Below are 24,508 nucleotides of genomic sequence, written 5' to 3'. Positions count from 1 at the left end.
ATGTCACAATACACAAATGATATCGAAGCAATCTCATCACTGCGCCAACAGCAAGGTGCTGCTTGGGAAGCTATCAATCCAGAATACGCGGCTCGTATGCGCGCTCAGAACAAATTCAAAACCGGTCTGGATATCGCTAAGTACACCGCTAAAATCATGCGTGAAGACATGGCTCGTTACGATGCCGACTCTTCTCAGTACACTCAGTCTCTGGGCTGCTGGCACGGTTTCATCGGTCAGCAAAAAATGATCTCCATCAAGAAGCATTTCAACAGCACTGACCGTCGTTACCTGTACCTGTCTGGTTGGATGGTTGCGGCTCTGCGTTCTGAGTTCGGCCCTCTGCCTGACCAATCGATGCACGAAAAAACCGCTGTTTCTTCTTTGATCGGCGAGCTGTACACCTTCTTGCGTCAAGCGGATGCGCGTGAACTGGGCGGCCTATTCCGCCAATTGGACGGCGCTCGTGAAGCGGGTAACGCCTCTGAAGAGAAAGCAATCCAAGATAAGATCGATAACTTCCAAACCCACATCGTGCCAATCATTGCCGACATCGATGCAGGCTTTGGTAACGAAGAAGCGACTTACCTTCTGGCTAAGCAGATGATCGAAGCGGGCGCATGCTGCATCCAGATCGAGAACCAAGTATCGGATGAGAAGCAGTGTGGCCACCAAGACGGTAAAGTGACGGTTCCTCACGAAGACTTCTTGGCGAAGATCCGTGCGGTTCGCTACGCCTTCCTAGAGCTGGGTGTAGACGACGGTGTGATCGTTGCGCGTACTGACTCTTTGGGTGCAGGCCTGACTAAGCAGATCGCAGTAACCAACGAGCCAGGCGATTTGGGTGACCAATACAACAGCTTCTTGGACGGTGATTACATCGACAGCGCTGACGACATCCAAAACGGCGATGTTGTGATCAAGGCGAACGGCAAGCTGCTGAAGCCTAAGCGTCTGCCTTCTAACCTGTTCCAGTTCCGAAAAGGCACAGGCGAAGACCGTGTAGTTCTGGACTGCATCACCTCTTTGCAAAACGGTGCGGACCTTCTGTGGATCGAGACTGAAAAACCACACGTTGGCCAGATCGCCTCTATGGTTAACCGCATTCGTGAAGTCGTTCCAAATGCGAAACTGGTGTACAACAACTCACCTTCTTTCAACTGGACGCTGAACTTCCGTCAGCAAGTGTTCGATGCGATGCAAGAAGCCGGTCAAGACGTATCTGCTTACGATCGCGCTAACCTGATGTCAGCAGAGTACGATGAGACTGATCTGGCGAAACAAGCCGATGAGAAGATCCGTACCTTCCAGGCGGACGCAGCTCGCGAAGCGGGTATCTTCCACCACTTGATCACACTGCCTACGTACCACACCGCTGCCCTATCTACGGACAACCTAGCGAAAGAGTACTTCGGCGACCAAGGTATGCTGGGCTACGTTGCTGGCGTTCAGCGTAAAGAGATTCGCCAAGGTATCGCGTGTGTTAAACACCAAAACATGGCCGGTTCCGATATGGGTGACGATCACAAAGAGTATTTCTCTGGTGATGCGGCACTGAAAGCTTCTGGTAAAGACAACACGATGAACCAGTTTGGCTAATGTCTACTCATTAGACCCATTTAAGAACAAGGGCACTTTTTAGTGCCCTTTTTTGTGCTCACACAACCCAACCTGGCTGTTTTTCGAACAATCAATCATATCGTTCAACTAAAATCCGATGGATTCAACATCGAGATGAGAATCAGTTACATCGAGCTACTCGCTGAAACCTAGACCAAAGTCTACAAGCACAAGAACTCTATAAAACTTTTATTTATCAGCAATTTATGATCATTGTCACTCATAAAACTGTAATACCATTGGTTCACAAGGGGGCATTACTAAATGCCGAATAGACAACAAATCGATACTTAGCAAACCCAAATAGATTAGATTTTCTAATCATTAAGATCGAAATAAGTCGTTTGTCCTTAGAGTCAGCTCTCACTATCATTACGACTAAAGTTGAAACACACACTTAAAAGGAAATCTCAATGAGCAAATCAATCACCGAACTGTTAGAACAAGTTGATACTAGCTACATGACCGCTTCTGAAAAACTGATTCTTGAAGCACAAGCTCAGCGTTCAGAATACATCGCAGAAATGGTTGCTTCCGCTGTAAGCGCTGTTAAAGGTCTGTTCAAATCTAAATCAAAAGCGACTGTAGCTGCACAAGGTCTCCGTCACGCATGACAGGGACCTTCCCCCCTCTCTTCTCTACCCGCATCGACCTATTCTGATACCCTCACTTTTCGTCACTTAACCAATTCATCAATTGATCTAACGATTCCGCCAGCTTTCTGTCTTGATGGCTTAAGCCATTTTGTACCTGTTTACTCATCATAAAGTAACCGCCTTGCGTGCTGACCTTGAATTGTCTAAGCGCCACCAGCACACCTCGATCGACTAAATCATCGATGAGCGTACTCCAACCCAAACCAACGCCTTGGCCTGCGATCGCCGCTTGTACAAGTAAAGTGTAATTATCGCACTCAAACACAGGATCATTCAGCGACGATTTTGCCCCCAGTTGGGTGTATAGCCTTGGCCAGCTCATCCAATGCAATGAAGACTCATCACGCAGATCCACCCGCGGTAACGAGTTTAATTGATCGACACTTTTAACTGCGGCCACCGAGTGAAAACCATGTTGATTCAGCAGGTGCAGAGAGCAGATAGGAAACACCGATTCTCTGAAAAGACGGATAGACTCGATGGAAGGTCGGGTATTATCGGGTTTTTCGCAATAACGAATCACAATATCCACATCATCGAGTAGATGTTCGGTGACATCTTGGCTGGTAATCACACGAACATCGACCTCGGGATGGCGTTTTCTAAACTCAGATAACCGAGACAATAGCCAATATGCGGCACAAGCAAAGTCGGTTGCGACATGAATTCTGGGATTACTTTGGCTACTTTGTAGCTGTTTGATGGTGCTGCCAATATGATCAAAGCTCTCTGAACACACTCGATAAAGCGCTTTCCCCTCATCCGTAAGACTCACGCCGCGGTGCTGTCGGTAAAATAGATTAAGTTTAAGATAAGACTCTAACTGTTTGATTTGTAGGCTTATTGCTGATTGCATCGAGTGCAGCTCTGTAGCCGCCTTCTAGAAGCTACCTGCATCAGCCGCCTGAACAAACACTTTTAACGCATTTAGAGAGGGAAGGTTTTCCAACGAGCACCTCATCAGGTATTAGATCAACTTATAGGTAAGATCAGATGGCAGCGCCGATGTTATCCATGTACGGCGGAGTGGCTAAAACGCCCCATCTTCAGAAACTGGCCGACCAAGGCGTGATGAGCCAAGTAAAACGCGCTGCTAAGCGCGAGAAGTTCATCGTATTCCTGGGTTGGGAACCCCACCCGATGAATACCCAGATTAAGATGAACTACCTCACCGGCGGCGATGAGTACTTTGGTCCGGACTTTGGCGGCGCAACGGTTCAAACGGTGACTCGAAATAGGTTCTCAAAGGACTGCCCAAACCTGGGTTCTTTGTTAGAGAATGTCAGTTTTACACTGGATATGGAAAACCAAGTGATGAATGGCATTCTTGAAGAAGGCTTAGCCCCAGAAGACGCCGCGCTCACGTGGTTAAAAGCCAACCCAACCGTCTTGGAAGCGTGGCTGGATGGCATCACTACCTTAGACGGCCAACCTGGGTTGGCAGCCGTGCAGAAATCCCTCTAAACTTAAGGTTAGATCTCTCCACCAAGGTGGTCATTACGTGCAGCAGACCGGCAAACGATTGAGTTTTCTTCAATGGCGAGACCAAATTACACGCGTCTCGCTTAAGGAAGACGCCAAAGCCGGTTTGACTGGCGCACTGATCACCATCCCTCAGGTCATTGCTTACGCATTAATTGCTGGCATGCCGGCCGAATATGGACTGTATACAGCCATTACGGTCACCGTGTTTGCCGCCTTATTGGGCTCTTCCTGGCATTTAGTAACAGGGCCTGCCGCGGCCATATCGATGGTCGTACTGAGCCTTGCCCGCAACATTACGCCGACTGGCACCGAAAGCTACCTTACAACTGTCTTTACCTTGACCCTGATGATGGGTTTTATTCAATGTGGTTTTGGGCTGTTACGCTTGGGGGCTTTGCTTAACTTTATATCTCATACAGTGGTCGTTGGTTTTACCTCAGGCGCAGCCGTTTTGATCGCCCTAAGCCAAGTACCCAAAGTTCTAGGAATCGATAAAAGCAGCGATCAAACCTATGGGCAATATCTTGTCTTTGTGTTTGAACATGTACAGAGCATAGATGGCGTCAGCGTAGCCATTGCCGGCGTTACTATCTTGGTCAGCATCATATTTAAACGCTGGGGTAAGCCTATACCGCATCTTATCGCAGGTCTTGCGATAGGCAGTGGATTGGCCTATCTGCTCACGATCTTTACCGACCAACCCGTTGAATTTCTGGGTGATCTACCCAGTGGTTTTTTACAGCTTACGATAGATCAGATTAATCCAGACCTTATGGGGCAACTCTTACCGGGTGCGTTCGCATTAGCACTTCTGGGGTTAATTGAGGCGGTATCGATTGCCCGAAGCCTATCGGTGAAATCGCATCAACTGATTGATGGGAATCAAGAGTTCATCGCCCAAGGCTTGGCCAACGCCGGTGGCAGCCTGCTGAGCGGCTTTGCCTCCTCCGGCTCTTTTACACGCTCCGCTGCTAACTATGACGCAGGCGCCAAGACACCGATGGCACAAGTGTTTATGGCCTTGTTCCTTGTGCTCACATTTCTTCTCTTCCCGTCTGTTACGCGCTATCTCTCCAACGCATCAGTCGCCGGAAGCCTAATTTTTATCGCCTACAACTTATTTAACATCAATAAGTTAAAGAGAACGTTTAACACTAACTTTCATGAGCGAGTCATTCTAATCGCAACATCACTCTCGGCCATATTTCTAGAGTTGACCTTTGCGATCTACATAGGGGTATTTCTGTCGTTGGCATTCTACTTACAGCGTACGTCTCGGCCCAGCATCATGACGGTCGCGCCGATATCACACCTACCTAAACGCCCCATACGAAATGCCGTTCGCTACCAAGTGCCAGAATGCCCACAAATTAAGATGATCCGTATCGATGGCTCTTTGTTTTTTGGCAGCTTAGATCACATTCAACAACACCTAAGAGCCCTGTACAGCGCACTGCCTGCACAACCTAAGGTGATCATCATCGGAAAAGGGATTAATTTTATCGATGCATCCGGTGCTCAGATGCTTGAAGAGGAGATACAGCGATATCAGCGTAAAGGTGGACGACTTATCGTCACATCACTAAAAGGTACAGTCCTGGATGAGCTCGCCGAGTTAAAAAGCTTTCGTGCGCCGCTTTCTGATTGGTTTTGCGAAACCCCAGAGGCGGCCATAGAGGCGCTGGTACCCGAAACAGCCCCGCTCTTATGCGCTACCTGCGATAAACGCATTTTTAATGAGTGCCAGACAAGGCCTAAGCCCTCCAACACTCATCTGAGCTGATGACCGTTACAGCATATCCCCTAAGGTGCCATTACTCTTGGCGTAATCTGGAAGGTCATCGTATTCTGGGATGGGTGTGGGTCGGCCAGAATCATCAATGGCCACAAATTTAAAATTCCCTTCGGTGACCTTTTCGCGAAGCCCAATCCGTTCTCGACGGACCCAGGCCTCTACATGCACGATCATGGAAGTACGACCAACCTCTACCACATCGGTATAGACACCTAAGATATCCCCCACTTTAACGGGACGGATAAAGCTCATCCCATCGAGCGCAACGGTGACCACACGGGTCTGTGCCCGCTGACCGGCGCAAATACCGGCCGCAATATCCATTTGAGAAAGCACCCAGCCACCAAAGATATCACCTGCAGGGTTGGTATCGGCGGGCATTGCGAGTGTACGTGTTGTTAATCGACCTTGAGCTTGTTGAGTCATACCACTTTAACTCTTTAGGAAACAAAACCTGACTGTGACAAATGTGGCCAGACATTACCAGCCTAACGTATTGAAGTTTCGATAAAAGAGGTTTTCCGTCTCGCGAGCACTCGCATACTAATTTTGGAATTGAATGTTACTTAATTGTGATTAGAGAAACCGCTAGCGCTTTTTTACACTAGAGCACTCCTCACTTATTTATTCCGGCGCTTTGTTCATGTCCGACGCTCAGTTGTTTAAAAATCGATCTTTTTTCCGTTTATGGTCTGGTCAACTCCTATCCACCTTTGCCTTTCAAATGCTATCGGTCGGTATCGGTTGGCAGATGTACGATCTGACCGACAGTGCACTTAGCCTCGGCTTAGTTGGCCTTGCCCAGTTTTTGCCCCAACTGATATTAACCCTGTGGGTTGGGCATGTGGCCGATCAATACAATCGACTCAAGATCATCCTCTGCTGTCGAACACTGATGGCGGTCACGGTTGGCTCCATCGCCTACGCTAATGCGGTGGATCTACTGACACCGCATCTCATTTACGCCTGCGCGGTCGCTTTAGGGGTATCTCGTGCCTTTGAAATGCCCGCTTTACAGGCACTGACACCCAACTTGGTGAAAAGCCATCAACTCTCCTCGGCCATGGCCATGATGGCTTCGGCTCGCGAGGCGATGGTCATTGCTGGCCCCGCTATCGGGGGGCTTGTTTACCTCTTAGGCGCGCCGTTTCTCTATGGTTTCAGTACCGCCTGCTTTCTACTGTCCATCGCGTTTTTAGCGGGGATCAATTATCAGCATAACGTCAAAGCAAAAACCCCTTTAACACTGGATTACCTATTAGGCGGCCTTAGGTATATCCGAAAAAACTCCATCATTATGGGGTCGATCTCATTGGATATGTTCGCCGTGCTACTGGGTGGAGCCACCGCCCTGCTACCCATCGTTGCAAAAGACCTATTGCAAACCGATGCTTGGGGGCTCGGACTCTTAAGGAGTGCACCCGCCATAGGTGCGGTGCTCATGTCTGTGTACCTTGCAAGACGCCCGCTTAAACGCAGAGTCGGTTCTATCATGCTGTGGGCCGTGGGCGTGTTTGGTGTCTCCACCATTGTGTTTGGTCTATCAACGAATCTGTATCTATCACTGGGTGCACTCGCCATCCTGGGTGCGTCCGACATGGTCAGTGTCGTTATTCGCTCCACACTGGTTCAACTTGAAACACCCGATGAGATGCGTGGCCGTGTCAGTGCCGCTAACTCTGTCTTTATCGGCTCATCTAACCAGTTAGGGGAGTTTGAATCAGGGGCAACGGCGGCACTCTTTGGGACGGTACCAGCCATTGTCCTCGGCGGCGCAGGGACACTGCTGGTGGTCGGCTTATGGGCATGGAAATTCCCTACATTACGCCAGCGCGATACGATGGAATCAAACGACAGGTAGTGCGGCTTAATACAGCGGCAAACGGGCTGGGCAAGCCAAATCTTGATCTGGATGCTCAGTCCAGGTCATTAAGGCCTCAAAATAGGATTGCGCCTGCGGATGCCCGTAGTAAGTCACCTGGGTTTCGGTTGGAGACAGCGCCTCAAGCTCTAACTGAAAGCCATACACAGGTTTACCAATGGGTTTGTAGTTAACCCCCGTGATCATCCCCTTCGGGCTTACAAAGCTCACCAAAGTATCGACCATGTAGTAAGGGCCGAAATCACGTCGAGAGTCAAAACAGGTCAGCATTAAATCCGAATATACTTCAAACAACTCAGGGAGCGGCGTTGATTGAGTAAACACTTTCGGGGCTTGATGACGCAATACCGAGCGCGCTTGGTTTAACTCGTCTGAGGTCCGGCATTCCAAATAGTCATTGCCAAACCATAAAGGTACCGCTTTTGCGGAAGGCGCAAACGGGTCGATGTAGCGCACAGATACATCGGTGGTGGTTAAGTCGTAAGGTTCAAGCTCAACATCCAAAGGGTAGGTGTCGGTCGACTTATACGACACAAACTTCTTATACCCTTGGTGATCCGTTTCTAGCTCACTGTTGGGCAGCCCACGCCGTTTAATCGGGAACACATGGCAGGCCCAAATGTTTTGGGTCACTTTATCCATAACGGGGTCGATGTTGTGCTCTACCTTAAAATGAATCGAATGCGCCGGGGACTCACGCAGCTGCGCGAGGTCCGACTGAGAAGCACAACCAACCGTTATAAGTGAGACAGATGCACAAAGACCAAACCGAAACAGACTCGCCATACGAATCAGTCCTGCAAAGGCAATTGAATATGGAAAGTGGTGCCGTTTTTCTCATCCGAGGTAACAGCCATCTGGCCTGAGTGCTGTTCAGTAATGATGTAGTGCGCGAACGAGAGTCGGTCACCGGCATCACAATCTTCCTCAGCGTGCTCACCTTGGAAGTAAGGTTCAAACACCTGAACTTGATCATCCAAAGTCAGAGTGGATCCGTTATGGTGAATACGCATCAAGATCTGCCCATACTCCTCCGCCAGCAGCAACTTAATTTCCGGGTGATACCCCTCTTGTCCGGAACGGAACGACTCATAGACAGCGTAGGCACAATGACGCAACACACTCAAGATCACTTGCTGAAGCTCAGTGATGTAGCACGGCAACATCGGTAGATGTTCACTAAAATGCCGCTCTACCTTGATGCGGTTAAAGGGAAGATCATCCGCAATCGAGATCACATCCGACGCTAACGTCAAAGTATTCTCCATCACATCCACCACATTGATCCACTGCTTTTCCTGCTTTCGACCACGGGAAAACGCCAGCAAGTTGTTGATGATGCTGTTAACCTGATCACCCTTCTCTTGCATCTGCTCAATGACTTGATTCAAGCGATCCGACACCTTAACCGCATCTTGCAGATCGCCATCTTCATTTTTTGCAGACTCCAACGCACGCTGAAAACTGCGGACATCCAACAAGATCCCTTGCAGAGGCACATTAATGTCATGCGCCATGGAGGAAGCCACTTCCCCCATGAAGGACATCTTATCGTTGTGTAACAACATGTTCTCGGCACGCGTCTCTTTACTGACATCATCAATCAAGATCACCACACCGCCTTCTGGGCTTTCTTGCAATGGATAGATGGTGATATCGAAATGCGACATCGTATTAAGCGTCTGCTTAAGGTGAATGGTGCGCTTGTAACGAATGGATTCACGAATCTGATCCGGCGAAATAGTGGCGGTCGGGTACGCCTCCCAAAGTGTTTTACCCAATGCCTGATCCGCCGCTATACCGGATAGCTCGGCGGTTCTCTGGTTCCAATGAGTAATAACACCGTCCTGATCAAGCCCCACCAGCATCAAAGGCATCGACGTAAGGATATCCTGAATATAGGCCTCTTGGGCTTTAAGGCGCTCTGTAGTGATGATGTGCTCCGACACTTCATGCTCAAGCGCCTGATTACTTTCCAAGAGTTTTTGGTTGGATTCATTCAGGTTACGGGTACGCTCTTTTACGCGCTCTTCAAGGTTGGCCTTAATCGCGCGCAGTTCACGGTTCGCTTTGAATAAACGACGGCGAGCCAAAAACAGCCCTAAAATCACAATGGATAAGGTGATGATTAAAACACCGCTTGAGAAATTCGCGATATATTGCCAGTTAGTTGTACCGTCGGAGTACTTAAAATAATTGATCAAAGAAGCATGACTGGCGGTCGATGCCAGTAAAAGTGCAATGGCAACAAAAGAACGCAAAGAGGTAATCCTTATAAATCAGACAATTATAACTGTAACTTAAACACCAATATCTTCATTCCAAAGCGTTGGGTGTTCATCAATGAACTGCTCCATCAACTGAATGCATTCGGCATCATTAAGAACCGTTACATCCACACCACGCTCTTTAAGGTAAGATTCTGGGCCTTGAAAGGTTTTATTTTCACCGACGATAACGGTCTTAATGCCGTAAAGCAAAGCGGTACCGCTGCACATATCACAGGGCGATAAAGTCGAGTACAAAACGGCTTTTTGATAATCCTTGGCAGTCAAACGCCCCGCATTTTCGAAGCAATCCATTTCTGCATGAAGAATGGCACTGCCTTTTTGAACACGTTGATTGTGTCCGCGCGCCACAATTTTTCCATCAATCACCAAAACGGAACCGATGGGGATACCTCCCTCCTTAAGACCTGTTTTCGCTTCTTCTAGAGCAGCGGCCATAAATTGATCCATACAAGACTCTCCTTTTACGACAGGTTTTGGGAAGTAAAACTAGAACAGATCCACTTCCCCTTCATCCGCAGTCGCTTGGCTAAGTACACCGAGCTCAACCAACTGCTCAAAATTAGCGATCTGATTTCGACCGTTGCTTTTTGCGTGGTACAACGCCTTATCGGCATTATCCAACGCAGTAAGCGGATAGTCCGCTTCACAGATGGCAATGTAACCAGCACTGATGGTTAAGTGCCCAACCAGCGGAAAACTGTATTCACTGACCGCTTGGCGAAACGCATTGAGTTTACTCTCGACCATCTCTTTAGGAATCGGCTCAAGCACCAGTACAAACTCTTCCCCACCAAAACGAAACAGAAGATCAGAGCTTCGAAAAAAGCCCTTCATGATCTGTGACAGGTGAAGCAGCACCTCATCACCGTAGACGTGGCCGTACATATCATTAACCGCTTTAAAGTGGTCAACATCAACGATAACCAACCATGCGGTAGCGTCTTGTGATAATTGACGCCTAGCATGTTCATGCTCGGTTTCATTCACACCTGCTTCACGCTGCATCTGCAGTAAACGAGCCAGTTTTTTATCAAAGGTTCGGCGGTTCAATAACCCTGTGAGCTTATCACGCTCACTTTCGTTCAGAATGAACAGGTAATTTTCATAAATCTTTACAAAGCCTTCGACCAACAAAAGAGACTCAGAGCTGATCGAGTTACCGCACAGACGAAGGACACCGATTACCTCTTTCCCACCAATGATGGGAAACTGATAGCAGGACTGCCCAGTTGAATCGGCAGCCGATACCTTTGAAGCGTTCTCTATGCACTGGATCAGATGTTGATCCGGCTTGATAAAATCGCCCTGCGTGCTCCACTGATAATCGCGATTACCGTCGGCATCGCGGATGATGTCCAAGCGGATCGATTCTTCGACGTGACGTTTGTAGTCTTGATCAAAAATACGAATGATCGAGATATCAGACAGATCACACAGCTCCGCCAAAGTCGCTATCAAGCTGGACTCTAGGGAATCTAGATCTTTCTGTTCTGTAATCTCTATAACAGATTTAAAAATTCGATCATCCATACCTGTACTGCAAATACAAAAGTGAAACTGACGAAAACCTTACTTAACTATAATGCTAAATCCTTAAAATTGATAACCTTTCTCTAATATTTGCCCCCTAATTTTTAGTGAAAACTCGACATCACTTTGGTATGGCTTGTCCCCTACCCATGGAAACCCTAGAATAGGCGCACGTAATTTTTGATAAAGGTTCAGTTAATCTTATGCGCGCCAGCCAGTTTTTGATCGCGACCCTAAAAGAGACCCCGTCCGATGCGGAGGTGATCAGCCACCAGCTTATGCTTCGAGCAGGCCTCATTCGTAAAGAAGCCTCAGGTCTTTACTCTTGGTTACCCATGGGTCTTCGTACGCTGCGTAAAGTGGAACGTATTGTCCGCGAAGAGATGGACAACGCAGGCGCTCAAGAAGTACTGATGCCCACCGTTCAGCCTTCTGAACTGTGGCAAGAATCCGGTCGTTGGGAGCAATACGGCCCGGAACTGCTTCGCATGAATGACCGTCATGGTCGCGACTTCTGCTTAGGCCCAACACACGAAGAAGTGATCACAGATCTTGTTCGTCGTGAGTTGAAAAGCTACAAACAGCTGCCGGCAAACTTTTACCAAATCCAAACCAAATTCCGGGACGAGATTCGCCCACGCTTTGGTGTGATGCGCTCCCGCGAGTTCATCATGAAAGATGCGTACTCTTTCCACGCAAGTCGTGAGTCCTTGCAAGCGACTTACGAGACCATGCACCAAGCTTACACCAATGTGTTTACTCGTTTAGGTTTGGACTTCCGCCCAGTGTTGGCCGATACCGGCTCTATCGGCGGCAGCAGCTCGCATGAGTTCCATGTTTTGGCACAATCGGGTGAAGATGACATCGCGTTCTCGGACAGCAGTGATTACGCGGCTAACGTAGAGCTTGCCGAAGCTCTGGCACCAAAAGAACCTCGCGGTGAAGCGACCCAAGAGATGACCTTGGTCGACACCCCTAATGCTAAAACCATCGCCGAGCTGGTCGAGCAACATAACCTGCCCATCGAGAAAACGGTTAAAACATTGATCGTTGTTGCCTCTGAAGAGTGCGACGCTGATTTCGTGGCATTGCTGGTACGCGGCGATCATGAACTCAACGAAATCAAAGCCGATAAATTGCCAGAAGTGGCCGCCCCCCTGCAAATGGCAAGCGAAGAGCAAATCCGCAGCTTCCTGGATGCAGGCTTTGGTTCCATCGGCCCCATTAACCTGCCGATCCCGTGTGTGATTGACCGTACCGTGGCGGTCATGTCTGACTTTGGCGCGGGCGCTAACATTGATGGCAAGCACTATTTCGGTATTAACTGGGATCGTGATGTTGCAACACCACAAATTGCCGATCTTCGCTCTGTTGTGGAAGGTGATCCAAGCCCATGCGGTCAGGGTACACTCAACATCAAACGTGGCATCGAAGTGGGTCATATCTTCCAGCTGGGGGATAAATACTCCAAAGCGATGAACGCTACCGTGCTGGATGAGAACGGCAAAGCTGTCACAATGGAGATGGGCTGCTACGGCATCGGCGTTACCCGCGTGGTGGCCGCTGCCATTGAGCAAAACCACGATGACAATGGCATTATCTGGCCAACCGCACTGGCACCTTTCCAAATCGCCATTGTGCCGCTTAACTACGACAAATCTGAAGAAGTTCAAGCCGTTGCGGATGAGATCTACAACGCACTAAAAGCAGAGGGTATCGAAGTACTGCTGGATGACCGTAAAGAGCGCCCAGGCGTTAAGTTTGCGGACATGGAATTGACCGGCATTCCTCACCGACTGGTCATTTCGGATCGTGGCATTAAAGCAGGCTCTTATGAGTACAAAGGTCGCACCGACGCTGATAAACAAGATGTCACTGCCGAAGGCATCATCGAGTTTTTAAAAGGCAAGCTCGCATAATTGTGATCTAAGCCACTTAAACACAAAAGCCCTGAATCTCAGGGCTTTTTGCTATCTAGGTCACACCAATAAGCTAGCCTGTAATAATAAAACCCGTATGCTCTTCTTCGTAATCGATGGCGTTGGATTCAAGATGGATTACATTAGCGAGCCTTGGCCCTTTTGACAGCCATGTTTCGAGCGCTTGAGTCGACTCTATAGGCCCAAACGCTTTTACTTCAACACGACCATCTGGCAGGTTTCTAACCCAGCCAACTAAGCCATGAATTTCCGCTTGCTCCTGAGTGTTTTTACGAAACCACACACCCTGAACTCGACCGGAAACAAACGCATGCAATCCTGCTTTTTCCATACATCACTCCGTTACTTAGATTTTTCAGGCATTTCACCGGCCTCAAGTGACGTTGTATCACCTAGAAGCGCATCCATATGACTGCCTTCAACACGGTTTTCTACTGTGCTTTTACTCTCTGCGTTACGATCTTCAAGGGCCTCTTCGAGCGTTTGACCTTCACTTCGTGAACGGCGGAACATCTCATCGAGTGACTCCCCAAGCGCCTGCTCATGTGAAACGCGAACCGTTTGTAGTCGTTGGTCTAAGGCAACAAGCCAACCGCTGTTATTGATCGGGTTCTCCATGGGTTCAGGGATAGGCCAAGGAAGGCGATCGCACAAATCCAACAAGGACAGCGACTGAAGGTCACGTGATAACAGGTACTCACCTTCGTCTGCACGTTTGATCAGGTGCTTTTCGTCCAATATTTGAACATACTGATCCCAACCACTTTGATCAAGCCCAGGTACAGTTTGAAGTAACACATCATCCGACAAGGTTTTACCCTCTTGCTGCGCTTTCCAAAGCGCGAACAAAACCCCCACCACCGTGTGCAGATGAGAAAACTGACGGGTTCGATCCAAGGTTTTATACACGGTCAACGCTCGTGTTAACTCAGCCCCCGAGAGAATGATGACCCAGCTGATAAAGATCCAAAAGAGAAACAGAGGCACCGCGGCAAAGGCGCCGTAGATCAGCTCGTACGACGGGAATTGAGTTGCATAAAAAGTAAACCCTCTTTTTGCCGACTCAAACAGGATGGCAACCACTAAGCCGCCGATAAACGCATTCTTGAGGGGGACTTTGCAGTTTGGCACAGCCACATACAGCAAGGTGAACGCGATAATCGACAAAACCAAAGGCAGTAAAAGCAATAATCGTCCTTTGCCAACCAAATCGGCTGCGCTGTTCACAAAAGGTAAAGTCGCCACATAAGAGGTGACCACCAAACCCAAACCGATCAGAATGGGTCCCAAACTTAAAACCGCCCAATATAGGAGAAAGCTGGAAACGCCCTTTCGCTGATCTGACACGCGCCAGATCCGGTTAAACGCGACCTCGATATTACGCATCATCATGATCGACGTCACAACCAGCGCACCGATGCCTACGCCGGTCAACTTCTTCGCTTGGCCTGTGAACTCACTTAAATAGCTGCGGATGGTCTCGCCTGTGGTGGGTACAAAGTTTTCAAAGATCCAATTTTGGATCGTATCTCCATACTCATTAATGGATGGAATCGCGGACAACATCGCATACGTCACCGTCATTAAAGGCACAACAGCGAACAAGGTGGTATAAGTCAGAGCGGATGCATTGATGATTCCGCCGTTATTCAAGAATTGACGGATTAGGTACTGCATAAAGCGCACGAACGTCGAGTTCACAATGGCTTTCATAATTCTCCCTAATTGATGATCTAGCCCAAGACGCTACGCCATCAAGTTACTTTTTATCTTCCCATGAGGCAGATACAATAAGCAGCTTTACAACTTATCATCTGTTTTACAACCGTTTTTGACAGGACGCACCATGAGCCAAGTAACCATTTATCACAACCCACGTTGCTCTAAATCACGAGAAACGCTCAAGCTCTTAGAAGATAACGGTGTGCAACCCGACGTCGTTGAATATCTCAAAAACACGCCTACAAAAGCGGAACTCACCTCGGTTTTATCAGCATTGGGCTATACCCCTCGTGAATTAATGCGCAAGAAAGAAGCCGAATACAAAGAGCAAGGTCTAGACGATGCTTCGCTTACAGACGATCAACTGATCGATGCCATGATCAACACCCCAAAACTCATCGAGCGTCCCATTGTGATCAAAGACGCTAAAGCGCGCATTGGCCGCCCACCAGAGAGTGTTTTGGAGATTATCTAATGACTACGCCGTACGTTTTGGTGCTTTATTATTCACGCCACGGTTCCACGCGCGAAATGGCCCGCCAGATTGCCCGTGGAATTGAGCAATCGGGACTTGAAGCACGGATTCGAACTGTGCCCGAAGTGTCCAGCGTGTGTGAATCCACGGCACCGAGCATTCCGGACGACGGCGACTTGTACTGCACATTGGACGATCTAAAAGGCTGCGCTGGGCTTGCGCTCGGTAGCCCAACACGGTTTGGTAATATGGCCGCACCGTTAAAGTTCTTTTTGGACTCCACCAGCTCGATTTGGATGTCTGGGGATTTGATCGGCAAGCCGGCCAGCGTGTTTACCTCCACCTCGAGTTTACACGGTGGTCAAGAGTCCACTCTTCAAACCATGATGCTGCCTTTGCTTCACCATGGCATGGTCATCAGCGGCATCCCTTATTCGGAAAGTGCATTGTTGAACACCCAGCACGGTGGAACCCCTTACGGAGCGAGCCACGTGGCAGGCGACACCCGGTCTGGCCAGCTCGATGAGCATGAGCTTACACTTTGCATCGCCGTGGGTAGCCGCCTCGCCCAACTTTCGAAGAAGCTCAGCTAAGTTTATGAAACTAGCCCAACTACACGAGTCTGATCGACACCTGCTTGAACGCAAGGTAAGGGTAACCCAATGGGCTAGCCGAGCTTCCTTTATTGGGCTATTGGTCTTTTTCAGCGCTTGGTACCTAGCCTACATGGCGATCAACGCTCATAGCCTTTGGTCCGTTTGGCTTTTGCACACTCTGCCGCTGATCAGCTTTACGCCGTTTTTAATCAACGGCTCGCCTCGTGGTCATGTGTGGCTGTGTTTTATCCTACTGATCTACTTTAACGGTGCAGTATTAATGAGTGCCGCAGGCGGCGTACAATTGATCGCAGGTCTCTTGTATACGGTTTTAGTTGTCACCTTATTTGTTAGCGCCATGATGTATTCTCGTTGGGCTAGTCAGCTCGTACGTCTCAACCGCGAAGCTACACAGACTCATTGAGTGCAAAATGTTTGATGTCAATAAGATCCGTCGGGAATTCCCGATTCTCTCCACCAAGGTGCACTCGAAACCTCTCGTTTACCTAGATAACGCGGCTACAACGCAAAAACCAAGACGCGTCATGGACAGGCAGCAGCGCTTTTACAAATTGCACAACAGTAACGTCCATCGTGGCTCCCATACGTTATCAAATGAAGCGACACAACAATTTGAGCACGCACGCTCCGTTGTTGCTGAGTTTTTACACGTTGAACTTACCCATGAGATCATCTGGACGAAAGGCGCAACAGAAGCGGCCAACCTTCTGGCCTACTCACTGTCTGAGTATTGTTTAAGCGCGGGTGATACCATTTTGGTATCGACCATGGAACACCACGCCAATATCGTTCCATGGCAACTGGCCGCTGAGCGACATGGGGCTCGCATCGTTCCCATTCCTTTAAATGATGACCAGTCGCTTAATCTGGATGCACTGAATCAGCTATTGAAAGCGCACTCCCCTAAGATAGTGGCCATCACCCATGTCTCGAATGCGCTGGGAGTCATCAACCCAATTACATCAATTGCCCAGCAGGTGCACGATCACAGCGCCCTACTCGTCGTGGATGGATCCCAAGCGGTGGCCCATCTTGAGGTGGATCTTCAGCAATTAGGAGCAGATGCGTACTTTTTCTCGGGTCATAAATGCTACGGCCCAAATGGCATTGGCGTGCTCTGGACCAGAACAGCCCTCCTTGAGAAGATGCCACCTTGGCAAAGCGGTGGCGAGATGATCAAACAGGTCAGCTTTAATAAAACCACCTTTAATACACTTCCGTTTAAATTTGAGGCTGGCACCCCGCCTACCGCCGATGCGATCGGGCTTGCCGAAGCGCTTAGCTTTTTATCGCAACAAGACCGAAACGCGATACAAGAGCATGAAGCGACGCTTCGGCAGCACCTTGTAACGCGATTATCCCAACACAAAAACATCCATGTGTTAGCTGCTAAACCCGACAATGTCGGTGTCGTATCCCTCACGATTGATGATTGGCACCATCAAGACCTAGCACTGCTTTTAGATGAACACGGTATCGCCGTACGCACGGGGCATCACTGCGCCATGCCCTTGATGGAATCACTCGGTTTGGATGGCACTTTACGCATATCGCTTGCGCTTTACAGCACATTGCAAGAAGTCGATTTGGCCTGTGATTTACTGATCCAATTAGCCAATGAAGATCCGTCAAATACCGAAGAATCGCCCCTTCTTAGCGATGATACACATCGCAACGATGAAGTCGATTTTAACCGGCTACTGGGGCTTACAAAGCCCGGCCTGCAACAGCCGATATCACTCTCAGGCTTGTTAAGTTTGGGTAGCCTAATACTGCCTTGGCCAACACCGTTACGGGAAGCCGCCACACCTGTAGATGGGTGTGAGTCCAAAGTCTGGATTCACCAATACCGCAACACAGACGGGACCTTTACGCCCCTTATCGACTCCGAAGCGCGCATCATGCGGGGCATCGGCGGATTAATCGCACAAACGTTTACCGGGTTAGATAAAAACGAATGGTCCCGCGTTAACCCTAGTCAATGGCTCAGTGATGTAGGGCTATCACGTTTTCTCAGCCCTTCTCGCACAAATGGGGTTTTGGCTATTTTACAGGCACTCAAAAGCGCAACAGTTTAATGAGTGCTTGAATTCCCTTACTTTTTGCAAAAGTCATATCTACTTTTGGATATGATGCTTGCACTATTTTGGTATGAGCCTTGATCTTTGCCTATGAAAGGAGGAATATCATACTGTTTCAGTGCGATTTAAAGCTCACAAAAAACAAGGATTTAGTTACCGCATTCAAATAGAGCCCTTTTTACAAGCGCTCTGTGAGTTTGAGACTGCGCCTATTTGTCAGTCTTTATCATTGTAAAGCTGTGCCACGGCCAGACGTCGCGTACCATTCCATCCTGACAAGAAAAGTGATAGATGCATGAACCTTAATGATGTCAGCTTATTCATTAGGATTGTTGAGACAGGCAGCTTCACATCTGCTGCTGAAAGCCTTGGCATTCAGAAATCCACCATTAGCCGACGCATTGCTCAGTTGGAAGATGACTTGGGTGTGCGTTTATTACAACGAACGACCCGAAAACTAAAGTTGACCGATGACGGTGAAGAGTTATTCACCCGCTGCCAGCCTTTGATCAACGACCTTGAAAACGCGAAAGACCAACTGTCGGCCTCTCAAGAGGACCCGCGCGGCCGTTTGCGCTTAACCATGCCTGCGGAGCTCGGTGTTTTCATGATGAATGATGTGGTGGCGACCTTTATGGAACGCTACCCTAAGATTCAACTTGAAGTTGAGCTGAGCACGCGCTTGGTTGATCTGATCGAAGAAGGCATCGACCTTGCGATCCGTGTCGGCGAACTGGCCGATTCGAGCTTGATTGCACGCCGCATCGCGCATGTATCTCGTGGCATCTACGCATCCCAAGAATATTTAAAGCGCATGGGCAGCCCGCAGAACCCGGACGAGCTCAGTAAACACGCTTGTTTTGGTCAGCTAAAAGCGCATGATTACTGGGAATTCGATAACTGGCCGCATGCCATCGAAGTCACCGGCAACCTGAAAGCCAACAGCATCGCATTTAACCGCGAGATGGTGTTACAAGGCTTAGGTATTGCTCGACTCCCACGTGTTTACTGCCATGGCTGCGTACAAGCGGGTGAGCTGGTGGAAGTGCTGCCTGAATACACCTGCCCCTCCATCGAGGTCAATGCAATCTACCCAAGCCGTCGCCACTTAAACCCAAAAGTGCGCCTGTTCATTGATCACATGATGAGCATGATTGTTGATCACCCTTGGGTAACTGACATGATGGTAACGCCCGCTAATCACAATCCCGATCACGAGCTTAGCGCCCAAGATCATCACTGATTGTGTGACTTCAGGGGCTACGGCCCCCTGAATACTTGGTGGATCAATATGGATACCCATACCCTCACGGCGTTTCTTGCCGTTGCACAAGCCAAATCTTTCTCTCAAGCCGCACAAAAACTCTTTATTACCCAGTCGGCCGTGAGTAAGCGCATTGCATTATTGGAAGATCAACTTAACCAAAAGCTGTTTGACCGAATTGGCCGAAAAGTCTCATTAACCGAAGCAGGCCTTGCTCTATTACCCCGTGCCGAAACCATATTGGCAGCCATCCAAGATGCCAATCGCGCCATGGGGAATTTAAAAGGTGAGGTCAGCGGCGTTTTATCGTTAGCCGCAAGCCACCATATCAGTCTACACCGCTTACCCTGCGTGTTGCGAAGGTTCACTGAACACTACCCCGACGTGGAGTTACAACTGCACTTTGATGAGTCAGAAGCGGCCTACGAAGCCATTGTGCACGGCCAACTGGAGCTGGCACTCATCACCCTATCTCCAACGCCAGACCCTGTGATTTGTTCGCATCCTATTTGGGAGGACACACTGCAGTACGTTGTCGGTAAAGACCACCCACTAGCCCAACAAAAGCAAGTAACCTTAGAAGAGCTTACCCGAACCCCTTCGATTCTGCCCTCGACCACAACCTTTACGTATCAAGTCTTGGCCGAGCAGTTTCACAAACAGGGGCTCGAATTGAACGTCTCGATGTCTACTGGCTACTTGGACACCATTAGGATGATGGTCAGCATTGGACTGGGCTGGAGCCTTTTGCCAGAAACGTTAATCGATGACTCACTGACGGTGCTCGATACCGGTAAAGAGCCGATCGTTCGACAACTAGGGTATATTTTTCATAAAGACCGCACCTTATCAAATGCCGCTCGCTGCTTGGTCGAGATGCTCTCAGAGGAACCGCCTTCAAATTAAACTCAATGTGGGTTTATTCCCAAGCGTTTGATCTCTAATATAAGCTAGGCTGAACCAACAGCCCTCTCTTTAAGGAGTGATCGTGTGATCGGTGATTTAAAAAACCAACTGGATGCCTTCTATCAGCAGCAGAACCAACTGCTCAGCGATTGGTTGCACTCGGTTGGGCAAACCGAACCGTTCGACTCCCCTATGGACGCCTTAAATCTGGCTACCAAAATGGTGACCCAATCAGAAGCGTTTGCGCGCATTGGGGCAACACTGATCGAGCGCCTTCAAAACAAAGACGGCTGGGATGCCGAAGGCCTTGATACGATCATTGCTGACTTCGAGCAACTGATTCATCACACCGCACTCGATCAACTCAAATCCGCCACTCAGCTTGATAGCAAGTGGCAAACCGCTTTCATCAAGCTGATCCAGCAGAGCGAGCAACTGACGCAACAGCAACCTTGGTTTCAATCGGCTAAAAACGCGTGGGAAGCCCTGCTGCCCAACCTTAGCCACATCAATTGGCAGTCGCGAACCACACGCATTGTTCAGCTGACCGAAGCATATCGCGCGGCTATCAGCTTGTACGCCATTGAATATGAGCGCATTACGGAATCCGCGATAGTGCGATTTAAAGCAGGTATCAGTCAAAGTGAATCACCGATTGAATCACTTAAAAGCCTGCATGATCACTGGGTAACGGCGTATGATGGCGCACATGCCGAAGCGATCTTATCGGACACGTATCAAGCCACCTACGCGGCCGTTACACACGCTTACTTAGACCTTACTGAGTATTCGCAACGCTTGATGAATGAAACCTTTGAGCAATTTGGACTGTGCACACAATCCGGTATGACTAAGGTCTTTGAGCGTCAGCATGCCACACGCAAAGAGTTATCAAGCGTGCAAAAAGCATTAAAAGAACAGCAAGTCTTAAACGATACTTTGGCTAAACAATTAGCCGACCTTGAACAGAAAGTAATGACACTTGCGACCCATTCAATCGATGATCAATAAGCGCTGTATCGAATGAAAAATGTGTCTTTAACGCCGCTTAACCTACATACCGAGATACTCGATCACCTCACGCGTCTTAGTACCGCTCACACAACGCTCCAGCAGCTGGATGAGATTGACACCGCCAACACCGCTTGCGTGATCCTTTATGAACACGATGGTCTCGCCCTTCGTTATTACGACGCTTCACCCTTTACGAACGCCCCCAAAAAAGCCCCCATCTTCATTTGTTATGCATTGGTCAATCGTTGGTACATGCTGGATTTAGACCCAGATCGATCCTTCATACAGCATCTTCTTGCAGAAGGTCATGACCTGTATGTGCTGGACTGGGGTTACCCCGACATAACGGATCAATTCTTGGATTTAAGCGATTATATTGACGATCGATTAGCCATCGGTATTGAACAGGCGTGCAACCACGCTGATATCAGCAAGATTAACTTACTGGGTGTCTGCCAAGGGGGCGTATTGGCCTTGTGCTTCTCAGCACTGTATCCGGAGCGTATTAATCGCCTCATTCTTTGCGTAACGCCGGTGGACTTCCATACGCCAGACAACGCACTAAGAGCACTCACTCACCAGATTGATGCAGTAAAACTAAGCCACACCTTTGGCAACATACCCGGCCGTTTTTTGAGCCAAACCTTTGCGCATTTAACGCCACTCAAACAATCCATTGATAAACAATTACACCTGATCAGCGCCTGTCAAAATACAACATCGGCTAAGCGTTTTTTACGGATGGAAAAATGGATCAATGATTGCCCTGACCAAGCGGCAGCCGCGTTTCTTGAGTTTCAAAACCAGTGCTTTAAAGATAATGCACTGGTGAACAACTGCATGAAGATAGGCACTCAAGCTATTGATCTAAAAGCACTAAAATCACCAGTACTAAACCTATTTGGTGAGCATGATCATCTTGTGCCGCCCGCTTCCTCCAAAGCCCTTAAAGGGTTATTACCGGCAAACATCGATTACAGCGAATACGAAGTCGAGGCGGGGCACATCGGCGTATTTGTGAGTGCTAAATCACTTAAAACTGTACCTGCGTGCATTTCCAAGTGGCTTTGCTCTGACGAATAACCAGAACAGAGAGATAAAAGGTCTAGGAGTGCTCTTAAAAAGAGGAAGGTAGCAGCAAGCCTTAGACCTGCTGCGCATGAAGCTTACTTTTTAGATGAGTCGCCTTCAGATTCAGGAGCCGGCTCGTCGCCCTCTTCTGGCTTTTTCGTGCCACTTGGCTGAAACATATTCCATACAGCCATGTTTTGATCGGCGATTTTGTTCATCATCGTCAGCGGGTTGGCCACTCCCATCATGGTTTGCATCTGCTCACGAATACGTTCTTGATGCTCTAGGAAGGCCGCAATGCTTTGTTCCAAGTACTGACTCATCATACCTTGCATGCTGTCCCCGTAGAAACGGATCAACTGCTGTAGAACCTGATTGGTCAACAACGTTCCGTGACCGTCCGCTTCTTGCTCACTGATGATTTGCAGCAAGATATTGCGGGTAAGGTCATTTCCCGTTTTCGAATCCAGCACTTGGAACGGCTCGCCACTGAGCACCAGTTTTTTGACATCTTCAAGGGTGACGTAACAACTTCTGGAAGTGTCGTATAAGCGTCGATTCGTGTATTTTCGAAGAATACGCAATTCTGGATCTCTCTCTGTCACTCTAAACCCTTACTGTGTCGTAACGCGGCTTTACTTGTCATTACGGCTTTTGTCGAAAGAGCCATATTGACTCATGATGCCCATCATCATTTTTTGGAACGCTTCCATGGAACCCAAGCCACTGTTCATGTAGGGCTTCATTAAGCTTAAGGGGTCATACCCTTCTGCCCCGGCTTCCATTTGCTCACGTATTTTCTGGATCATTTCATCCTGAAGGCCAGATATATCTGGAAGACCAAGAAGCTTACGCATCTCTTCAGGGGTGATGTCCACATCGATTTTGAAGTTCATCGGAACCTCCGTTTTTTATACTTGTAGCACGGACGTCCACAACTATATAACCTAACGTTTCGCAGTGCAAAAGATCAGCTAATTAACCACTAAGCGCGGCTTTTGGTGCATCCATACATAGGTAATTATAGCAGCCAAAATACACGCCAAACTCGCGAGTAAAAAGGTCATCACAGGGCCGAAAGGCTCCCAGATAAAACCAGAGATTAAAGCCCCTAAACTTCCCCCCAGACCAAACCCTAAACTGGAAAATAACGCCTGCCCTTTACCTTGGTGCTGCTCTGCAAAAAAGTGGTGTACCAGCGTAATACCGGTTGCGTGCATCGCCCCAAAGGAAGCAGCATGAAGTAACTGGCTCATCAAAAGCACCGGCATCACCGTTGGGAACAAAGCCACCAAACTCCAACGCAGCGCCGCTAACATAAGACTTATGATCATCAAGTTGCGACAACCCAATACCTCAATAAAACGGTGCATGACGATAAAGGCCCCGACCTCAGCCATTACGCCAATCGCCCATATCCACCCAATTTCACCACGAGAAAACTCAGAGGACTCCATCATGATGCTGAAAAAGGTGTAATAAGGACCATGTGATAACTGGACAAGAAACGTCGCCGCAAAAAATGCCAGAACAGCCGGCGTACAGAAAGTCTTTTTAAATGACTGATCTGCCTCAACATCCGATGAAGAAGCCCGCTTAAGATTAGGCGATGGAACACAGCAGGCAAAAATCCAGATCATCACCATGATCAACCACATCGCATGGACCAAATAGCCGATCTCGATTTTATCAAAGAGATAACCAAAACCGACCACATTGACGATAAAGCCGATGGAACCCCACACGCGTATTAAGGAATACCGAGCACGCTGATCACCCAAATGGGTCATGGTGACGACTTCAAACTGAGGCAGCACCGCGTTCCAGAAAAAACTGAACAACAGCATGATCAAGCCGACACGCCATGCGGCATCTTGATCGAACATTAATAGGAAGATTAACCAGGTAGCTAGCGCGCCTAAGCGAATGATACTAAGCCGCTTACCCGTCCTATCCGCCAAGTAACCCCAAAGCGAGGGAGCAAAGACACGCGTCAAATGTGAGATCGACATCAGCACACCGATGGTGATCGCATCAAAAGCGAGAGACTCCAGGTAGAGTGACCAATACGGGATGATTGCACCCAACAAGGCGAAGTAAAAGAAGTAGAAACCTGATAGCCGCTTGTAAGGGATCGCATCCATGTGAGACCAGTCCTA

Annotated in this window: 25 protein-coding genes and 1 pseudogene; 14 read left to right on the top strand and 12 right to left on the bottom strand. The window is 48.7% G+C overall.

Going from position 1 to position 24,508, the window contains the following annotated elements; all coding sequences use genetic code 11:
• Both ACXAF9_RS03190 and ACXAF9_RS03185 read left to right on the top strand, forming a co-directional pair.
• Positions 1 to 1,599 (top strand): isocitrate lyase, encoded by a 1,599-nt coding sequence (locus ACXAF9_RS03190; RefSeq protein WP_475070261.1) that lies wholly within the window; start codon positions 1 to 3, stop codon positions 1,597 to 1,599.
• Positions 1,600 to 2,033: 434 nt separating this feature from the next.
• Positions 2,034 to 2,234: an RSP_7527 family protein gene (locus ACXAF9_RS03185; protein ID WP_475070257.1), complete on the top strand. Its 201-nt coding sequence runs from the start codon at positions 2,034 to 2,036 to the stop codon at positions 2,232 to 2,234.
• A 52-nt stretch (positions 2,235 to 2,286) separates the two neighbouring features.
• Here the strand turns inward: ACXAF9_RS03185 and ACXAF9_RS03180 are convergent, their stop codons facing one another.
• Positions 2,287 to 3,015 (bottom strand): LysR substrate-binding domain-containing protein, encoded by a 729-nt coding sequence (locus tag ACXAF9_RS03180; protein ID WP_475070332.1) that lies wholly within the window; start codon positions 3,013 to 3,015, stop codon positions 2,287 to 2,289.
• Positions 3,016 to 3,039: 24 nt separating this feature from the next.
• Positions 3,040 to 3,144: pseudogene (locus ACXAF9_RS03175) on the bottom strand (LysR family transcriptional regulator); the annotation flags it as partial.
• Positions 3,145 to 3,269: 125 nt separating this feature from the next.
• Here ACXAF9_RS03175 and ACXAF9_RS03170 point away from each other — a divergent pair.
• Positions 3,270 to 3,740, top strand: coding sequence for a glycine betaine ABC transporter substrate-binding protein (locus ACXAF9_RS03170; protein ID WP_475070254.1), 471 nt, complete (start codon positions 3,270 to 3,272; stop codon positions 3,738 to 3,740).
• Between the two features lie 37 nt (positions 3,741 to 3,777).
• Positions 3,778 to 5,544: a SulP family inorganic anion transporter gene (locus ACXAF9_RS03165; RefSeq protein WP_475070250.1), complete on the top strand. Its 1,767-nt coding sequence runs from the start codon at positions 3,778 to 3,780 to the stop codon at positions 5,542 to 5,544.
• A 6-nt stretch (positions 5,545 to 5,550) separates the two neighbouring features.
• Here ACXAF9_RS03165 and ACXAF9_RS03160 read toward each other — a convergent pair whose 3' ends face one another.
• Positions 5,551 to 5,982, bottom strand: coding sequence for an acyl-CoA thioesterase (locus ACXAF9_RS03160; RefSeq protein WP_475070248.1), 432 nt, complete (start codon positions 5,980 to 5,982; stop codon positions 5,551 to 5,553).
• 217 nt (positions 5,983 to 6,199) lie between these two features.
• Here ACXAF9_RS03160 and ACXAF9_RS03155 point away from each other — a divergent pair, with 217 nt between their 5' ends.
• Positions 6,200 to 7,417 carry an MFS transporter gene (locus ACXAF9_RS03155; protein ID WP_475070245.1) on the top strand — a complete coding sequence of 406 codons (1,218 nt, stop codon included), beginning with the start codon at positions 6,200 to 6,202 and terminating at the stop codon, positions 7,415 to 7,417.
• Positions 7,418 to 7,423: 6 nt separating this feature from the next.
• Here the strand turns inward: ACXAF9_RS03155 and ACXAF9_RS03150 are convergent, their stop codons facing one another.
• The 4 genes from ACXAF9_RS03150 to ACXAF9_RS03135 are packed head-to-tail and all read right to left on the bottom strand — an operon-like array spanning position 7,424 to position 11,259.
• Positions 7,424 to 8,224, bottom strand: a complete 801-nt coding sequence (locus ACXAF9_RS03150) for a hypothetical protein (protein WP_475070243.1) — start codon at positions 8,222 to 8,224, stop codon at positions 7,424 to 7,426.
• A gap of 5 nt (positions 8,225 to 8,229) precedes the next feature.
• Positions 8,230 to 9,699 carry a two-component system sensor histidine kinase NtrB gene (locus tag ACXAF9_RS03145; protein ID WP_475070241.1) on the bottom strand — a complete coding sequence of 490 codons (1,470 nt, stop codon included), beginning with the start codon at positions 9,697 to 9,699 and terminating at the stop codon, positions 8,230 to 8,232.
• Between the two features lie 39 nt (positions 9,700 to 9,738).
• Positions 9,739 to 10,176: a nucleoside deaminase gene (locus ACXAF9_RS03140; protein WP_475070239.1), complete on the bottom strand. Its 438-nt coding sequence runs from the start codon at positions 10,174 to 10,176 to the stop codon at positions 9,739 to 9,741.
• Positions 10,177 to 10,215: 39 nt separating this feature from the next.
• Positions 10,216 to 11,259 carry a GGDEF domain-containing protein gene (locus ACXAF9_RS03135; RefSeq protein WP_475070236.1) on the bottom strand — a complete coding sequence of 348 codons (1,044 nt, stop codon included), beginning with the start codon at positions 11,257 to 11,259 and terminating at the stop codon, positions 10,216 to 10,218.
• A 203-nt stretch (positions 11,260 to 11,462) separates the two neighbouring features.
• Here ACXAF9_RS03135 and ACXAF9_RS03130 point away from each other — a divergent pair, with 203 nt between their 5' ends.
• Entirely contained in the window at positions 11,463 to 13,178 is a 1,716-nt protein-coding gene (locus tag ACXAF9_RS03130; RefSeq protein ID WP_475070233.1) for a proline--tRNA ligase, read from the top strand.
• Positions 13,179 to 13,251: 73 nt separating this feature from the next.
• Here the strand turns inward: ACXAF9_RS03130 and ACXAF9_RS03125 are convergent, their stop codons facing one another.
• Together ACXAF9_RS03125 and ACXAF9_RS03120 are read right to left on the bottom strand one after the other, a co-directional pair.
• Entirely contained in the window at positions 13,252 to 13,530 is a 279-nt protein-coding gene (locus ACXAF9_RS03125) for an acylphosphatase (protein ID WP_475070229.1), read from the bottom strand.
• Positions 13,531 to 13,541: 11 nt separating this feature from the next.
• Positions 13,542 to 14,912 (bottom strand): YihY family inner membrane protein, encoded by a 1,371-nt coding sequence (locus ACXAF9_RS03120; RefSeq protein ID WP_475070227.1) that lies wholly within the window; start codon positions 14,910 to 14,912, stop codon positions 13,542 to 13,544.
• Between the two features lie 133 nt (positions 14,913 to 15,045).
• Between ACXAF9_RS03120 and arsC the strand changes: the two genes are divergently transcribed.
• From arsC to ACXAF9_RS03080, 8 genes are all read left to right on the top strand, one after another.
• Positions 15,046 to 15,396, top strand: coding sequence for an arsenate reductase (glutaredoxin) (arsC, locus tag ACXAF9_RS03115; protein ID WP_475070225.1), 351 nt, complete (start codon positions 15,046 to 15,048; stop codon positions 15,394 to 15,396).
• Entirely contained in the window at positions 15,396 to 15,989 is a 594-nt protein-coding gene (gene wrbA / locus ACXAF9_RS03110; RefSeq protein WP_475070223.1) for an NAD(P)H:quinone oxidoreductase, read from the top strand. Before arsC ends, wrbA begins: the two co-directional genes overlap by 1 nt.
• Before the next feature lie 4 nt (positions 15,990 to 15,993).
• A complete protein-coding gene (locus tag ACXAF9_RS03105; protein ID WP_475070221.1) occupies positions 15,994 to 16,416 on the top strand; it encodes a DUF2069 domain-containing protein in 423 nt (140 codons plus the stop codon).
• A gap of 7 nt (positions 16,417 to 16,423) precedes the next feature.
• Positions 16,424 to 18,091 carry a SufS family cysteine desulfurase gene (locus tag ACXAF9_RS03100; RefSeq protein WP_475070219.1) on the top strand — a complete coding sequence of 556 codons (1,668 nt, stop codon included), beginning with the start codon at positions 16,424 to 16,426 and terminating at the stop codon, positions 18,089 to 18,091.
• Between the two features lie 298 nt (positions 18,092 to 18,389).
• A complete protein-coding gene (locus ACXAF9_RS03095) occupies positions 18,390 to 19,337 on the top strand; it encodes a LysR family transcriptional regulator (RefSeq protein WP_475070217.1) in 948 nt (315 codons plus the stop codon).
• A 48-nt stretch (positions 19,338 to 19,385) separates the two neighbouring features.
• Entirely contained in the window at positions 19,386 to 20,264 is an 879-nt protein-coding gene (locus tag ACXAF9_RS03090) for a LysR family transcriptional regulator (protein WP_475070214.1), read from the top strand.
• A gap of 84 nt (positions 20,265 to 20,348) precedes the next feature.
• Positions 20,349 to 21,275 (top strand): poly(R)-hydroxyalkanoic acid synthase subunit PhaE, encoded by a 927-nt coding sequence (locus ACXAF9_RS03085; RefSeq protein WP_475070211.1) that lies wholly within the window; start codon positions 20,349 to 20,351, stop codon positions 21,273 to 21,275.
• Between the two features lie 12 nt (positions 21,276 to 21,287).
• Positions 21,288 to 22,361: an alpha/beta fold hydrolase gene (locus tag ACXAF9_RS03080; RefSeq protein WP_475070209.1), complete on the top strand. Its 1,074-nt coding sequence runs from the start codon at positions 21,288 to 21,290 to the stop codon at positions 22,359 to 22,361.
• Positions 22,362 to 22,444: 83 nt separating this feature from the next.
• Here the strand turns inward: ACXAF9_RS03080 and phaR are convergent, their stop codons facing one another.
• The 3 genes from phaR to ACXAF9_RS03065 all read right to left on the bottom strand — a co-directional run bounded on the left by phaR (position 22,445) and on the right by ACXAF9_RS03065 (position 24,493).
• Complete coding sequence (phaR, locus tag ACXAF9_RS03075) at positions 22,445 to 22,954, bottom strand: polyhydroxyalkanoate synthesis repressor PhaR (RefSeq protein WP_475070207.1); 510 nt, start codon at positions 22,952 to 22,954, stop codon at positions 22,445 to 22,447.
• 30 nt (positions 22,955 to 22,984) lie between these two features.
• Positions 22,985 to 23,245, bottom strand: a complete 261-nt coding sequence (locus ACXAF9_RS03070; RefSeq protein ID WP_475070206.1) for a DUF6489 family protein — start codon at positions 23,243 to 23,245, stop codon at positions 22,985 to 22,987.
• Positions 23,246 to 23,323: 78 nt separating this feature from the next.
• Positions 23,324 to 24,493: an MFS transporter gene (locus ACXAF9_RS03065; RefSeq protein WP_475070205.1), complete on the bottom strand. Its 1,170-nt coding sequence runs from the start codon at positions 24,491 to 24,493 to the stop codon at positions 23,324 to 23,326.
• Positions 24,494 to 24,508 lie beyond the last annotated feature (15 nt).

The organism is Neptunomonas sp. ABH4_499, from assembly GCF_056160565.1.
Note: the sequence above shows the minus strand (reverse complement) of the source record. Positions and strands in the feature narration are given on the sequence as shown.